Genomic DNA, 16,901 nt, shown 5'->3' on the forward strand with positions numbered 1-16,901 from the left:
ACACTCACTACTTTTTTATAAAATTATAAAAAATTATTGTGGATAAAATTAAAAATCAGCATGGCTATAATTAAATAATTTTTACTTTCTTAGCGAATTATAGACTTTAATTAAAAAAATAATTTGGATTGCAAAAAATTTTGCAAAGATGGTATAATAGTAAAAGCATTTTAAAAAAAAAAAAAAAAATACTGATAATTATCATCATTATTTTTTTAGAAAGGCATATTTATGTTTATTTCAAAATTAAAAAAAATTTTAGGCTTCGCATTTATTGGCCTTATTCCTGTAACATTTTTTTCCTATAGTAGCGTCCATAACAATATAAATTTAACAAACAAAAACTCACAACCTCAATCATTTTCATATTATCATTATTATCAAAACAAAGCATTAAGAGCAAAAAAAGCGTGGGGTATTTTAAAAGAAATTTATAGATCAAATCACAAGGGGCAATATATAATTCCGTCTTCCATATTTAATCCAAATGGTATTGATTTTGAAGAAAATCACAAATTCCGAATAACCAATCAAGGAGAATTAGAAATTCTTATTAAAGGTATTAAACAAGTTGTATATTGGGGCGGATTATTTTGGCAAGATAAAGCTGCATGAATAGGAACAACTGAAATTAAGTACAAAAAAACTAGCAACTTTTCTAATTATTATAATTCTAAACCTGAACGAATTCAATTGAATGCGCATGCTTGAATTTCTGGACTAGCTACCCCGTCTTTTGAAATAAATGGTAAGGTAGCTTATGCTACTGAAAAAAGGCAAGTAACTGCTGAAATTGGCGCATCAGCAAAATTGGAATTTAATTCCTATGAATTAATAGAAACTTTTGAAAAAAGCAATGCTGATAGATTAGTAATCAATTATCAAGGTACTGGATGGAATTATAGCATATCAGATTTTGGTCAATATGCAACCGGATTAGTGATAGACGACTATGAATATACTTCAATCTCGACAAATAACCCGCTAATTCCCGAGAAAAATTCAAATTACGGGTCCACCATATTCCCACATTATATGGATGAAAAAAGTAAATTTTAATAATGATAAAAATAGAAAATTTAACTAAAAAAATTAATAACAAATTTATTTTTAATAATTTAAATCTGGAAATTCCTTTAAATAAAATTACATTTGTAATTGGAAAATCTGGAATTGGTAAATCTACTCTAATTAATTTAATTGCCGGATTTACAAAAAAAGACAGTGGAAAAATCTCCTTTTTTGATGAAAATGGTTCTGAAATTAAAAAACCATTAGTTGATGTTGTTTTTCAAGACTTTAATTTAATTGAGTCATTAAGTATAAAAAATAATATTTTAATAGCAAATCACATTTTGAATCGCGAATCAGATGATTTAGAAATACAACAAGCCGCGAATTCTATTGGCATTGAAACCAACAAATTAGATCAAGTAGCGAAAAATTTATCTGGTGGTGAAAAACAACGTGCAGCATTTTTAAGAAGTTTATCAAGAAAAAGTGATTTTATTTTGCTTGACGAACCAACTGGTAATTTGGACCATGAAAATTCCATTGCCTTACTCGATTTGTTAGTTAAAGCTTCTGAAAATAAAACAATTTTAATTGTTAGTCATGATTTAGAATTAGCCAACCAATATGCTGATCAAATTATTAATTTAGAAAATTTGTCCGTTAATGTTATAGAAAATAGTAAACAAATTAATGTTGAATCAAAAAATAAGCACTCAAACCTAATATCAAATCAAGTCTATAAAAAACCAGGTTTCTTACAAAAATTCAAAGTAGCTTTATTGCTTGTACTGGCAGATTTTAAGTCAAAAATTACGAGTTTTATTTTAGTTCTAGTAACATTTTTTGCTTTAATTTTTAGCATGGTTATTTTCATGAACTTACATGTTTCGGCAAAAAATATAGTCATTGACACGGTTGCCCAATCAAATTTTGACGCTATTGCAATTCGCGAAAAGGATATTATTTCTTTAGCCCCCGAAGAAATCGCCCAACTTAAAAAGGATAATCCCAAAATAAAACATACTACTTTATTATATAGCAGCCTTAAAGATTATACATTTATCTATAATGATAACGTTTCTCTTGAGAATCGTTCTATTTGACCAACTGATGAATCTGATTTTTTTAAAAACAGATTCAGTTCATTTAGTAAAGATAAAAATTTTGGTAACAGGTTTATTACCAATCCAAATGAAGTTATCCTCTCACAAAAATTAATTGAAGAATTAGAAATTGATAATCCAATTGGAAAAACAATTAAAATTGTTCACCTTAATTCATTAAATTTAGGGGAAAACCTTAAAGATTTAGAACCCTTTTCTGAATCAGCAACAATTGTGGGAATTTTAGATAAGTCTCTTGATGATGGTAACAATTTTTCGCTTGTTCACATAGATAAATTAAAGTCAGTTTATCAAAAATCAAAACCAATTGAAAAAGAAAGTAAATTTGATCGATTTGAGTTTTTACCTGATGATTATTTTTCATTAGACTTTTCAGGGTATGTTTCTAGTAGACAATCCATCGTAGCAACTGACGAAACACTTTTAGAACCCAAAAAAATACATAAGTCTTTCTATGAGAATTCAAATCAAGCCAATTCAATAAACTTGAAAAAAGGTACATTACCTAAAAATTTTAATGAAATAGCAGTTAGCTCGAATATAACTGACAAAACAGGAAAACTTTTAAAAATTACTAATAATAATGAAAACACTTTAATTTTTAAAGTTGTTGGAGTGTTTGATCCTGAAAAAAATGATGAAAATATCGCTATTTTTAACAATAATATTGAAAAATATTCTAGTGAATTACTTCCAACAGGTGCTGTGGTTTATTTTGATCATGATAATTTATATAATAATATTAATGAATTTTTAAATAAATATAGCAAACCGGGCGTTAGTCGTTATTATTCAACATCTGGCGGTCCGGATCAAATTCTAAATCGAGTAATTAACACTCAATATGTTTTGTTATTAATTATTTTTGTGTCAATAATAATTTTTGGAATAAGTTTGTTAATTTTTGTGTCATTATATGCAACAAATCTTTCTAAATTCAAGAAAAAATCAATTGGTATTCTAAAGTCTCTTGGTGGAAAAACATCACAAATTTTCTTGTATCATTGATTAAATTTGGTAATACTTTCTGCTTTTGTTTTCATTTTGGGTATTGTATTTTCAATTTCTTTTGTGCCTTTAATTTATGGTGCAATTTCACATCAAAATTCAGTTTTTCCTGATTATCAGCAAATTAGCGTTATTTTTATAATTACCTGGGTTGCAAGTTTCTTTATTTTATCAACCATATATTCATTAATTTCTTATATAACTTATAAAAAAGATATTGTGACATTATTAAAATAATTTTTAAAAATTATTAAAACTATATTTTTTTACCAAAGTCTTAATTTTATAATGTTAAATAAGACGAATGTACCAAACTTGGAGTAAAATGATAAAAATTGAGAATTTAACGAAAAAGATTGATAAAAAAATCATCTTTGATAATCTAAATCTTGATATTCCTTCAAAAAAAATAACGTTTATAATTGGTAAATCAGGAATTGGGAAAACCACGCTAATTAATTTAATTGCCGGTTTTACTAAAAAAGATAGTGGAAAAATTTCTTTTTTGGATGAAAGTGGTTCTGAAATTAAAAAACCATTAGTTGATGTTGTTTTTCAGGACTTCAATTTAATCACTAATATTTCATCAGAAAATAATGTTTTAATTGCAAATAATGTAATAAATAGAGTTTTAGATCCAAAAGAATTGGAACAACAAGCTAAATATGTGTCAATAGAAACTCAGCAATTAAAGCAAAAAGTAAATAATTTATCTGGTGGTGAAAAACAAAGAATAGCAATTCTCCGTTCGCTTTCAAGAGATAGTGATTTTATTTTGCTTGATGAACCAACTGGAAATTTAGATTTTGAAAACGGTGTTTCTGTATTTGAAAATTTAAAAAATATTGTAAAAAATAAAACAATATTAGTGGTTAGTCACAATTTAGAATTTGCAAAAAAATATGCCGACAAGATCATTCGTATTGAAAAAGGAAAAATTTCCGAAGAAAACATTGACAAAAGTGAACAAAATTTAGCAATTAACAATGAAAAAAGTAGTCAATTAGTTTCTTTTAAGACTTCCTCCTATTCAAAAATTGCAAAAATTAAGCAAGAATTAAAAACAGGTTTATTGCTTACTCTGGCGGATTATAAATCAAAAATAGTTTCAACCATTTTATTTGTAATACTTTTTCTAACAAGTTTTTTTGGGACATTATTATTTGGTGTTTTAAATTTAAATATTTCAGCCTCTAATTCTCTTAAAGTTAATGAACTTCAACTTGATTCTGTTTTAATTAGCAAAAAATCTGAAAGAGATGTGGCGACCTTCACAGATAATGACATTAATAATCTCAGAGAAAAAAATAAAACAATAAAAAAAATTATTCCTTTCTTTACCTTCCCAACATTAGCTTTTGAATATAATGACAAAAGAAAGTTAGGAGTACATATTGATTACATTGATGAAAGTGAATTTTTTAAAAATAGGTTCAATTTTGATCAAAAAAATTTAATAGGAAGAAACATTGAAAACATAGATGAAATTATAATTTCAAAAGAAGTGGCTACAGAACTAGATATCAAGGAACCAAGAAAACAAGAAATTGCTGTTTTGGCTGGCGACAAAGATATAAAAAGATTAAAAGTTGTTGGAATAAATAATTTACTTAATGCAAAAAAATTAAACCTAAGTTTTTTGCATTATAAATTCGGTGAAGAAATCGAATTACAAAAAAGCAAAAACAACAAACCAGACAATTCACAAGCTAGTCAAACCAACAAAATAGAACCAATTATTTTAAGGTTGTATTTTGAAAATGATAATTTGGAAAATAATATTGACAACTTTATTGAGAATAATAAAGAGTATAATGTTGACTCCTCATTAAAAGGCATATCAAAACTCACTTATAATTTACAAAATTTTATAAATATAATTGTTGGAGCAATTTTAATTGTTTTTATAGCAATTCTATTGATACAAACGATTTTTTATACAAAAAACCTAACTGATTCAAAAGTAAAATTAATTGGAATCCTAAAGGCGCTTCGCGCTAAGACATGGCAGATTTTTCTTTATCATTGATTAAATATAATTATAATTTCTTTTCTAATTTTAGTCATTAACTTATCAGTGTCTCTCCCGTTAATTCCAAAAATTTACATTCGAATACTCGGTGAAGAAGCCATATATCCTTCGACTTCACAAATAGTAATGTTAATTTTCATAATATGAATAGCAATGTTTGTTATAATTTCGTTTATTTACTTATTGATTTCATGGATTAATTATAGAAAACCTGTCACAAAATTGCTAAAATTCGATCAATTTTAACGATCACTTTTTAAAAAAAGATAATTTACTACCAAATATTTTTTTCAAAATATTTGGTATTTTATTTTTTAGAGCGCCAATAAACATCACCCAAAAATGGAATATTTTAACATAATGCTTAATTTTGCTGAGATAGAACAAAAAAGTTCTGAATTTTTTAAATCAATATACTAATTTAAACCAAAATTTGTACTATTTTTTTAGTTTTATCCTGTTTAGATTCGCTTAATAGCCGGACAATGGTAAAATATTGAAAAACAAAATTAAAAAGGCCTAAAATATGAATCAAAAAACTCTTTTAGAAAAATATAAAAAGCAAATTGAGGAAATCTCCTCAAAAGAACTAAATCCAGACCAAAAAAATTTAGCATTTCAAATTTTGGAAAAATTTGAACCAAGTAAATTGGAATACATTTTTCAGTTTATTTCTCAACGAATCAAAACTGGCTTTCGTTTTGATGCAGCTCCTGAATCTGATTCCGATCAAGTTGCAATTTTACAAAAAGACGAAGAAAAATCTTTTGTTTTAGACAAAAACCAGTCCGAAGAAAACACTTTAATAATTGGTGAAAATTACGATGCTCTTAAAAATCTTGTAGTTCTCGAGAGAGAGAGAGAGAGAGAGAGAGAGAGAGAGAGACCGCGGCCGGGTATGATGTAATTTATATTGATCCGCCCTATAATACGCAAGCTAGTTTTAATGAAGGTAACCAAATCGCAAACGATAAAGAAAATATTTTACCTTCAAAATTTATTTATCGAGATAAATATTCACGAAATGGTTGACTAAATTTATTAAATGAGCGATTAAATTTAGCCAAAAAACTCTTAAAAGAAGATGGGCTAATTTTTGTCTCAATTGATGATAATCAGCAAGCTTACCTAAAAATTTTAATTGACGAAATTTTTGGTGAGGAAAATTTTGTTGCTAATTTGGTTTGGCAAAAGAAAAATGAAGGATCAGGCGCCAATTCTAGATTCTTAAAAATTTTAACTGAATATATATTAGTCTATTCTGCAAATATTCAAAAACTTAACACAAATATTTATACTCAAAATGTTGATGATGGCGGGTACAAATATTCGGATGAATTTATTGAAGAAAGGGGTAAATATAAATTAAAACAACTTGATGGAGCTAGTCTAAAATGATCCGAAAATATGGATTACCCAATTAATTATAATGGCACAATTTACTATCCAGGCGGAAGCCAGGAAAAATGAAAATTAAGACAGCAAGGCAAACGAGCATTTACTGATTGAACATGAAGATGAAGTAGGGAAAAATTAAATTGAGGAATAGAAAATAAGTTTATCGTTTTTAAAAATGGAAAAGTTTACTCAAAACAGTATCAATTTGTCGATAATAATAATCAAAAATTAGAACGGGAATCAAAATTTTCTAATTTAATTTCATCAACACACGGGTCTAATGGTACCGAGGAACAAAAAGATATTTTTAATACAAAAGTATTTGACCACCCAAAACCTATTGAATTAATTCAGTATGTAATTAATCTCCATCCCAATAAAAATGCAAGAGTTCTTGATTTTTTTGCCGGCAGTGGAACAACCGGTCATGCAGTCTGAGAATTAAACCGCCAAGATGGTGGAAAACGAACTTTTACTTTAGTCACAAACGATCAAAATGATATCGCAACTAACATAACCTATGAACGACTTTTCCGAATTTCAAATGGAAAAGGAACCAAAAATGAAGAATTTAACTGAGCTAAGGACAACAAACCTTACTTGCAAAACCTGAAAGTTTTTCGCATTTGTTATTATAATACTCAAATTTTTTATTCAAAAAGTGAACTTGATTCAGAAAGTAAACTTGTTTCAAAAATCGGACTTAATGATTTAGTTGGTTTGCTTTCAAAACTTTTTAAAGATTTTGATATTAAAGTTGGCTCAAATCATAAAGATATTAAAAATACCAGGTATGTAGAACTTTTAAATCATCTTCTAGCATTAAAACCACAAGTAAAAAATGAGTAAAATTTGCTTGTATAAAAATGTTTTTCATAAAATTTGATTAGATAAGTAAAAAATTAAGGTAATTAGTGTAAAAAAATCTAGATTTTCATTTATTTTTTGAATATTTTTTTAAAAAATTAAGCAAAATTTTTGATCATATCACCATTATTAACGATGAAATACCCAAAAAGAAAAGCAAAGTGCTTTCATATGATCGTTTTTAACACAGCAAAAAACCAAAATTTACCCTATTTTTTCAGTTTTATTCTGTTTCCATTGCCTTAATAGACGGAAAATGGTAAAATATTACAAAATACAACTAAAAAGGCCTAAAATATGAATCAAAATAATCTCTTAGAAAAATACAAAAAACAAATTGAGGAAATTTCCTCAAAAGAATTAAATCCAGACCAAAAAAATTTAGCAATTCAAATTTTAGAAAAATTTGAACCAAGTAAACTTGAATATGTTTTTCAGTTTATTTCTCAACGAATCAAAACTGGCTTTCGTTTTGATGCAGCTCCTGAATCTGATTCCGATTTAGTTGCAATTTTACAAAAAAAGGAAGATTTATCTTTTGTTTTAGACAAAAACCAGTCTAAAGAAAACACTTTAATAATAGGTGAAAATTATGATGCTCTTAAAAATCTTGTAGTTCTCGAGAGAGAGAGAGAGAGAGAGAGAGAGACCGCGGCCGGGTATGATGTAATTTATATTGATCCACCCTATAATACCCAGGCTAGTTTTAATGAAGGTAATCAGGTTGCAAATGATAAAGAAAATATTTTACCTTCAAAATTTATTTATCGAGATAAATATTCACGAAATGGCTGATTAAATTTACTAAATGAACGACTAAATTTAGCCAAAAAACTCTTAAAAGAAGATGGAATAATTTTTATCTCAATTGATGATAACCAACACGCCTACTTAAAAGTTTTAATGGATGAAATTTTTGGCGAGGAAAATTTTGTTGCTAATTTTATTTGACAAAAAAAACATGAAGGATTAGCGGCAGATTCCAAATTTGTAAAAGTTCTAACAGAGCATGTGTTAGCTTATTCAAAAAACATTCAACATTTAACAACAAATATTTATGTCCAAAATATTAATGACGGTTCATATAAATTTTCTGATGAATATATTCAAGAAAGAGGAAAATATAAGTTGATCCAACTTGATTTTTCTTCATTAACATGATCTGAAGGACTTGATTATCCGATTGAATATAATGGCAAAATTTATTATGCTGGTGGGAGTCAAGAAAAGTGACAAGCCAGACATCAGGGAAACCATGCTACTAAAGATTGGACATGGCGTTGAGCTAGGCAAAAAGTAGACTGAGGAATAAAAAACGGCTTTATTGTTTTCAAAAATGATAGGGTTTATTCAAAACAGTATCAATTTGTTGACAACAATAACCAAAAAATTGAAAGAGTTTCAAAATTTTCTAATTTAATATTATTAGCCCAAGGAACTGAAGGCGCCCAGGAACAGAAAAATATTTTTCCAACAAAGGTCTTTGATCATCCCAAACCAATTGAATTAATTAAGTATTTAATTAATATTCACCCCAATAAAAATGCAAAAATTCTTGATTTTTTTGCCGGAAGTGGAACAACCGGTCATGCAATTTGAGATTTAAACCGTCAAGATGGTGGAAACAGAATTTTTACCTTAGTTACAAACAATCAAAATAATATCGCAACTAGCATAACCTATGAACGACTTTTCCGAGTTTCAAACGGAAAAGGAACCGAAAATCAAGAATTTAACTGAACCAAAAAAAATAAACCTTATTTGCAAAACCTGAAAGTTTTTGACATTTCTTATTATAATACTCAAATTTTTGATTCAGAAAGTGGGCTTAATGATTTGGTTAAATCACTTTTAAAACTTTTTAAAGATTTTGATATTAAAGTTGACTTCAGTCATATAGACACTAAAAATACCAGGTATATTGAACTTTTAAATTATCTTTTAGCACTAAAACCGCAAGTAAAAAATGAATAAAATTTGCTTGTGAAAAAAAGTTTTTCATTAAATTTGATTAGATAAGTAAAAATTTAGGGTGATTGGTGAAAAAAATTAACAAAATTTTTGATCATATAACCATTATTAACGATGAAATGTCCAAAAAGAAAAACAAATTGTTGTCATATGATCATTTTTAACACAGCAAAAAACAAAGTTTGTCCTATTTTTTTCAGTTTTATTCTGTTTCCATTGCCTTAATAGTTGAACAATGGTAAAATATTACAAAATACAACTAAAAAGGCCTAAAATATGAATCAAAATAATCTCCTAGAAAAATATAAACAACAAATTGAGGAAATTTCCTCAAAGGAACTAAATCCAGACCAAAAAAATTTAGCAATTCAAATTTTAGAAAAATTTGAACCAAGCAAACTTGAATACGTTTTTCAGTTTATTTCTCAACGAATCAAAACTGGCTTTCGTTTTGATGTAGCTCCCGAATCTGATTCGGATCGAGTTGCAATTTTACAAAAAAATGAAGATTTATCATTTGTTTTAGACAAAAACCAGTCTGAAGAAAATACCTTAATAATTGGCGAAAATTACGATGCTCTTAAAAATCTTTTAGTTCTCGAGAGAGAGAGAGAGAGAGAGAGAGAGAGAGAGAGAGAGAGAGAGAGACCGCCCCCGGGTATGATGTAATTTACATTGATCCACCTTATAATACCCAGGCTAGTTTTAATGAAGGCAACCAGATTGCAAATGATAAAGAAAATATTCTGCCTTCAAAATTTATTTATCGAGATAAATATTCACGAAACGGTTGACTAAATTTATTAAATGAACGGCTAAATTTAGCAAAAAAGCTTTTAAAAGAAGATGGCCTAATTTTTATCTCAATTGATGATAATCAGCAAGCTTACCTAAAAATTTTAATGGACGAAATTTTTGGTGAGGAAAATTTCGTTACAAATATTGTGTGAGTTAAAAAAAATAGTCCAGGTGGAAACACTAGTTTTGATTATAAAATAACACAAAACACAGAATATATTCTTACATATGCTAAAAATTTAAACAAATGTAAGTTCAATTACCAAAAATATGATGAAAAAGATTTTAAAAAATTAGGTTATACACTTAAAGATGAATATTTTGAACAAAGAGGTTATTATAAATTGATTGACCTTCATCATACATCCTCTACTGGTGCATTTCAATATATAAAATCTTTGGATTATCCTATTATGGCTCCTGATGGTACCAGTTTTACTTTGTATTTAAATAAAAACAATCCAGAATCGGCTCGTTATACTTGGGGAAAAGATACTTTTGTCGAAGGGGAAAAACAAGGATTTATAGAGATTGTTAAAAATTCTCACGGTGACTGGGTTGCTAAACGCAAACAGTACCAATATGTAAAATTTAATCCTAGAACCAAAAAAATTGAACAAATTGATGCTGGTGTACCGTTTAAAAATATTATTAGTGATTTTTATTCACTAAATGGCGGCCTAGAACTCAAAGAAATTTTTAATAGTAAAAATATCTTTGATTTTCCCAAGCCGGTTGAACTAATTAGCCATTTAATTAATATTCATCCCAATAAAAATGCAAGAGTTCTTGATTTTTTTGCCGGAAGTGGGACAACTGGTCATGCTGTTTGGAATTTAAACCGTCAAGATGGAGGAAAACGAAGCTTTACTTTGATAACTAATAATCAAAATAATATCGCAACAGATGTAACCTATGAACGACTTTTTAGAATTTCAAATGGAAAAGGAACCGAAGATCAAGAATTTGACTGAGCCAAAAAAAATAAACCTTATTTGCAAAACCTGAAAGTTTTTGACATTTGTTTTTATAATACTCAAATTTTTGATTCAAAAAGTGAACTTGATTCAAAAAGTGTACTTGATTCAAAATGTAAACTTGTTTCAGAAAGTGGGCTTAATGATTTGGTTAATTCACTTTTAAAACTTTTTAAAGATTTTGATATTAAAGTTGACTCAAATCATAAAGATACTAAAAATACTAGGTATATTGAACTTTTAAATCATCTTTTAGCACTTAAACCACAAGAAAAGGATTCATAAAATTATGGAATTAACCCAATCTCAACTTAAAGCCGTTGAACAATTAGTTGGAAAAACAACTTCATATCTCATTAGTAGTGAAGAAATTGAGCTAAAATTACAGAATGATGAAAACCAAACAAATCCAGCAAAACTAAAAAATGCAATTTATTTTAAAGCGCCGACAGGATCAGGAAAAACTTTCATGATTCTAAACTATATTGATAAATTAATTGAATGAAATAAAGCCAATGCTGGTAAAGAATTAGTTTTTGTAATTGTAACATTATCGAGTGCTGAATTACCTAAGCAAATGGAAGAAAGTTTTAACGAATATAAAATTTTTATAAAAAACGCAAATTTAAAAATAGAGAGAATTGAAAGTCCTTCAAACTTGAAAAGAACGGCAAAAGTTGATAAAAACTATGAATTTTTTGCCACACCTGATTCAGTTTTTATTATGGGTGGAGCATCTTTTAAATCAAATTCTATTTTACGTGAACAAGGATCAATTGAAGCATTTTTGTCTGAAATTAAACGAAAAGGGCAAATTCTTATTTATATAAGGGACGAGGCTCATATTGGTTCTGATATTAAAATTACTTCAAAAGACCAAAAGTTTGAAGAAAAAATGCAACTAAATGCATCATTTATATTGAAAATGACAGCAACCCCAAAAACTGATTTGCCATTAGTTCACCTATCTGAAAAGGATTTAAGTCAAGATGACGCTCAACTTTTAAAAACCAAAAAAAATCATAATCTTGACTTAGAAATAGGTAAAGATTATGACGATGAAGAAATTTTGGAAATAGCTTGTAAAAAATTTAACGAAATTAAAAAACAATATAATGATAATATTAAAGAGCCAGGTTTAGAGGGTATTAACCCCGCAATGCTAATTCAAATTGATAATAGTAGTGAAAAAGATGCCCAAAAAGCGGAAAAATTTGATGAAAATATTAAAAAAATAATTAAAATACTCGAAAAGCATAATCTTAGTTGGGTTAAATATTTTGATCAAAATAAAAAAGAAAGTAATTTGCGTCAAAAATCTAATTTTACATTACGTGATATTTCTAGAAATATGTCTTCAGTTGATGTAATAATTTTTAAAATTGGACCTGCAACAGGATGAAATATTCCAAGAGCATGCATGTTAGTCCAACTTAGAAATATTTCATCTTTTAATTTAAGTATTCAAACAATTGGTAGAATAAAAAGAAATCCTTGTCCTACGTATAATTTAAGACATAATTCCATTGCTCATGAATATTTTATTTATAGTAATGTTGACCCTAAAGATAAAAATGTGCTTAAACTTTTTTTGAAGAAAGAATATAAAAATGACATATTTATATCAGGACAAATCGAACTTCCTGGAACACCTGTTGAAAATAGAAGTAAAATAATTAATGATGAACAATATTGAAAAAATTTTAAACATGAATTTGACAATGGTGCTAAGAAGAAAGATGTTAAAAGAACTTTTGAAAAACGTTTGGGAGAATATGAAGAAGACTATAATGCCAATAAATTTATTTCTATCGACACTGAAGAATATGGTTCAGCAAGATTAATTAAATCAAAAATTTCCAACATTATTGAATTAGAATTAGCAATTATTAGACTTAAAAATAATTTAAAAAAGTATTTTACTTCTAAAATTTGAGACTTTTTTGCCCAAATGAAACAAGAATTTTTAGGAGATAAACAAAAAAATGAACAAATTTTAGATTTAATTATTTTGTTAAAATACGGTCAAGAACTTGCTAGAATTTATAAAAAAACGATTAAAGATCAAGTTGAAAACGCTCAGTATAAACTTATTTTTGAAGAACGTTTGCCTAAAGAAATTGAATTTAGTAGTTCTGAAAACGATAAATTGGTGAAAACTAATGATTCTTTTGCCTATGAAAAAATTGATGACAAAACATCAAAAGATAATCTTCCGTTAGATTCAGAAGCAGAAGAGTTTTTTGCAAAAGAATTAATAAGAATTAGTAAAACAAAGCAAAATATTCGTTTTTGAGCTAAAAACCCAGTCCATACTAAATTAGGTTTTCAATACATTAAGGGAAATGAAATTGCAAAATCATATCCTGATTTTTTGGTTAGCAAAAATGAAAATTATTTTTATTTTGAAATCAAAAATTATAAAGATTATGATTCTAAAAAAACCCAATTATTAATAAGTAGTTATAATCAATATTTCAAAGAAAATCAAATAAATCCAAAAAATTTAACCTTAGCTGTTTGCTGAGTTAAACCTGACGAGGGAAAACTTTATTTTGCTGGATCTTCTAATTTAGAGGAAATTCGAGATAAAATTGATTTTAATAAAATAACAAATAGCGATATTAACGACATTAACAATGAAGAATTTGAAAAAAATAGAGATCTTATTCCGTGAATGGATTTAACCGAGATCATAAAATAAATAATAAATGATCTTTCTTAATAATCAAAAAAACCTATAATTCATAGGTTTTTTTGTGTTTTCAAACAAAAAAATCTTAAATATTTTTTATTCTTCAAATATTAATTAAAACCATTTTCAAATTTGAAAGTAATTTGAAAATGGCTAAATTTATCTAACTTTGTGTAGAAATTTATTTTTAGGTTATTTTTTTTAAAAAAGATAAAAACCTGAAATTATAAAGACAAAAGAAAACACAAAAAATATAAAAATTACAAGTCTTATTATCTCTTTTTTAAAATCTGATCAGTTTTGATTGCGTTTCTTTTGGTAAAATCAAAGAAAAATAGCAATCAAAAACAGGAAAATGGCAATTAAAATTGAAAAAATTAAATATAAAATCATAAGATTTTATGATAATTCAAGGTAAAAAAGCACTTTTTGGATAATTTTTTCAATTCCTTTTTGATTAATTTTTCTAACGTCATAACTTTTAGGATTTTCTTGAAAATATTTTTCAACTTCATTAGAAAAACTAACTAAAAGGTCGGTGCCAACATTAATTTTGTTAATTCCAAAATTGATTGCTTTTTTAATTTCTTCTAGAGAAAGGCCGCTGGTTCCGTGCATAACAAGCGGGATTTTATAGTCTTTTTTAAAGTTTTTAACTAAGTCCCAATCTAAATTAGCCTTTTTTTTGTAAATTCCGTGCGCGGTTCCAAAAGCAATTGCAAGAAGATCTGGCTCTGTTTTTTGGTAGAATTTTTTAACACTATCAATTTCAACAATTTGTTCAGCATTTTCTTGATGACCAATTTCTTTGCCGCCAATTTGACCTATTTCTAGCTCAAGAAAAACATTTTTTTTATCAGCAATCGATTTAGCTTTTAGTGATTTTTCGATATTTTCATTAATTGGAAAATTTGAACCATCAAACATTGCAGAATTAAAACCAAATTCAAGGTATTTTTCAAAAAGATTTAAATCATCACAGTGATCAAGGTGAAAAATAAATTTACCAGTGGAATTTTGAATCGCCGATAAAATCATAGGCGCTAAAATTTCAATGCGTGAATATTTTATTGCCCCTTGGCTTACCTGAATAATTAAAGGTTTTTGGGAAATTTCCCCTGCTTTAATTACGGCCAAAAGTGTTTCTAAATTTAAAACATTAAAAGCAAAAATTGCTTTATTTTCTGCATTTAGTTTCAAAAATACAGATCTTGGATCAATAAGTGCCATTATTTTCCTATTATTTTGCGCACGTGATCGGCAACAAATTCAACATCAGTGCCAACTATAATTTGTAAACCTTTATTGCCAACACGAACGATTCCTCGACCACCAGCTGCAAGAATTTTTGCATCTAACTGTTCATCTTTTTTATTATCTTTAACAATAAGTCGCAATCTTGTTGCACAATTTGAGACTTCTTCAATGTTTTCTTTGCCTATAATTTCAATAAAGTTTAGCGCCATTTTTTCATACTGGTCACTAATTTTATCTTTGTTTTGCGTCATATTTTCATTATGCGGGTCTGTTTTTTTAGTGCTGTTAGTTTCTAAATTTTCATTATTAGTGCTTATTTCGGTTTCAATTTTGTCTTCGCGACCTAAGGTTTTAATATCAAACTTTTTAATGAAAAAGTAAAAACTTGAGCCTTGAATTAAAAACATTATTGCTGAAAATGCCCAAATTCATAGTGGATTTGCCATAATTCCAGCACTTTTTGCAAAGGCTCAAGAACGTGGGAAAGAGACAATATAGTCAATAAATCCGGCACTAAATCCAATTCCGATACTCATTCCAGTTCATGTTACGAACATATAAATTAATGAAGTAAGAAGAGCATTTAAAAGTCATAAAAGTGGTGAAATAAAAATAAAAGTAAAAATTAGGGGTTCATCAATTCCAGTAAGAAAACTTACAAGTGTTGCGCCTGCCAAAAAAGTAGTAATTGTTTTCCGATTTTCCCGTTTTGCGGCAAAAATCATTGCCACGGCAGCACCAGGAAGTCCACCTAAATATAAAGGAAAAAATCCGGTTGTAAATCCGCCAGAACCAATAATTCCGGCATTAAATGCAGTTATATCTCCATTTACAGTATGAATATCGCCAACATTTGCAATTGTATTTCCCACTGAATCAATAACAGGACTAATTAATACACCTTCAATTGGTAATTGGAATCAAACAAAAGTATTTAAAATATGATGAAGTCCAAAAGGCTGCAAAAGTCGATTAAGAAATGCATAAACTGAGACATAAAATCCCCGGGCATAACGATTGGCGCTTTGATCTGAAAGGGCTGAGCCAATTTTAATTAGTCCATATTGAGCCCAGGGTCAAATAATTGCAAAAAATAAACCAAGCGGAATTATTGATAAAATTCCTAACATTGGCACAAATCTTCTGCCACCGAAAAATGAAAGTGTCTGTGGTAATTTAACGTTTTTGTACTTATTGTACAAAAACGCAACAACAATTCCGACAACAATTCCGCCAATAACTCCCGAATCTAATTGGTAGACAGGCTTGCCAGCTTTTAGGAAATACAAAAGTTGTGTTAAACCTTTAAGTTCACCTGATTCGGCAACCAAAACTTTTGAATAAATTGCCTCAGCAAGTTGATTTTGTTTTAAAAGTGCCGTCATTCCGTATCAAACAACGGCTCCAACAAGCGCGGCTTCACCGCGATTATCTTTGGCAAAACCAAATGAGATCCCGATTGCAAAAATAATTGCCAAATTGTCAAAAACAATTCCACCTGGAGTTGAAATTAGTCGCCCGATAAATTTTTGTGCTTCCGAAATTCCGATAGAACCATTTGCCGAAGGATCTTGAATTAATGCGCCAATTCTTAATAAAAGTGCAGCAATTGGCAAAACTGCAATTGGAAACATAAGTGATTTTCCAAGTCGTTGTAATTGGTTTAAAATCCGATTAAAAACCGAATTTTCTGATTTATGTGATTTTTGTTTTGGAGTAATTTTTTTAATTTTACCAGAAAATTTAACGGTCATTTAACA

The 16,901-nt window shown here is 27.9% G+C and carries 11 protein-coding genes; 9 read left to right on the plus strand and 2 right to left on the minus strand.

Features of this window, described 5'->3' with window-relative positions; genetic code table 4:
• The first annotated feature begins 231 nt into the window (after positions 1 to 231).
• The 9 genes from U3G01_RS00690 to U3G01_RS00730 all read left to right on the plus strand — a co-directional run bounded on the left by U3G01_RS00690 (position 232) and on the right by U3G01_RS00730 (position 13,893).
• Entirely contained in the window at positions 232 to 1,059 is an 828-nt protein-coding gene (locus tag U3G01_RS00690; protein WP_255030752.1) for a hypothetical protein, read from the plus strand.
• A gap of 2 nt (positions 1,060 to 1,061) precedes the next feature.
• The gene (locus U3G01_RS00695; RefSeq protein WP_255030754.1) at positions 1,062 to 3,383 is read left to right on the plus strand and encodes an ATP-binding cassette domain-containing protein; all 2,322 of its coding nucleotides are present in this window, start codon (positions 1,062 to 1,064) and stop codon (positions 3,381 to 3,383) included.
• A gap of 88 nt (positions 3,384 to 3,471) precedes the next feature.
• Entirely contained in the window at positions 3,472 to 5,424 is a 1,953-nt protein-coding gene (locus tag U3G01_RS00700; protein WP_255030756.1) for an ATP-binding cassette domain-containing protein, read from the plus strand.
• Between the two features lie 280 nt (positions 5,425 to 5,704).
• Positions 5,705 to 6,085, plus strand: a complete 381-nt coding sequence (locus U3G01_RS00705) for a type III restriction endonuclease subunit M (RefSeq protein ID WP_255030758.1) — start codon at positions 5,705 to 5,707, stop codon at positions 6,083 to 6,085.
• Between the two features lie 53 nt (positions 6,086 to 6,138).
• Positions 6,139 to 7,425, plus strand: coding sequence for a site-specific DNA-methyltransferase (locus U3G01_RS00710; RefSeq protein WP_255030821.1), 1,287 nt, complete (start codon positions 6,139 to 6,141; stop codon positions 7,423 to 7,425).
• Positions 7,426 to 7,740: 315 nt separating this feature from the next.
• Complete coding sequence (locus U3G01_RS00715; RefSeq protein WP_326564848.1) at positions 7,741 to 9,417, plus strand: site-specific DNA-methyltransferase; 1,677 nt, start codon at positions 7,741 to 7,743, stop codon at positions 9,415 to 9,417.
• 273 nt (positions 9,418 to 9,690) lie between these two features.
• Positions 9,691 to 10,083 carry a type III restriction endonuclease subunit M gene (locus tag U3G01_RS00720; RefSeq protein WP_326564849.1) on the plus strand — a complete coding sequence of 131 codons (393 nt, stop codon included), beginning with the start codon at positions 9,691 to 9,693 and terminating at the stop codon, positions 10,081 to 10,083.
• A gap of 53 nt (positions 10,084 to 10,136) precedes the next feature.
• Complete coding sequence (locus tag U3G01_RS00725; protein WP_255030824.1) at positions 10,137 to 11,474, plus strand: site-specific DNA-methyltransferase; 1,338 nt, start codon at positions 10,137 to 10,139, stop codon at positions 11,472 to 11,474.
• 4 nt (positions 11,475 to 11,478) lie between these two features.
• A complete protein-coding gene (locus U3G01_RS00730) occupies positions 11,479 to 13,893 on the plus strand; it encodes a DEAD/DEAH box helicase family protein (protein ID WP_255030761.1) in 2,415 nt (804 codons plus the stop codon).
• A 390-nt stretch (positions 13,894 to 14,283) separates the two neighbouring features.
• Here U3G01_RS00730 and U3G01_RS00735 read toward each other — a convergent pair whose 3' ends face one another.
• Positions 14,284 to 15,114 (minus strand): class II fructose-bisphosphate aldolase, encoded by an 831-nt coding sequence (locus U3G01_RS00735; RefSeq protein ID WP_255030763.1) that lies wholly within the window; start codon positions 15,112 to 15,114, stop codon positions 14,284 to 14,286.
• Positions 15,114 to 16,895, minus strand: a complete 1,782-nt coding sequence (locus U3G01_RS00740) for a PTS transporter subunit EIIC (RefSeq protein ID WP_255030764.1) — start codon at positions 16,893 to 16,895, stop codon at positions 15,114 to 15,116. The genes U3G01_RS00735 and U3G01_RS00740 overlap by 1 nt, the downstream gene beginning before the upstream one ends.
• Positions 16,896 to 16,901: the final 6 nt, after the last annotated feature.

It is taken from the genome of Mesomycoplasma ovipneumoniae, assembly GCF_035918255.1.
Lineage (GTDB): Bacteria > Bacillota_I > Bacilli_A > Mycoplasmatales > Metamycoplasmataceae > Mesomycoplasma > Mesomycoplasma ovipneumoniae_A.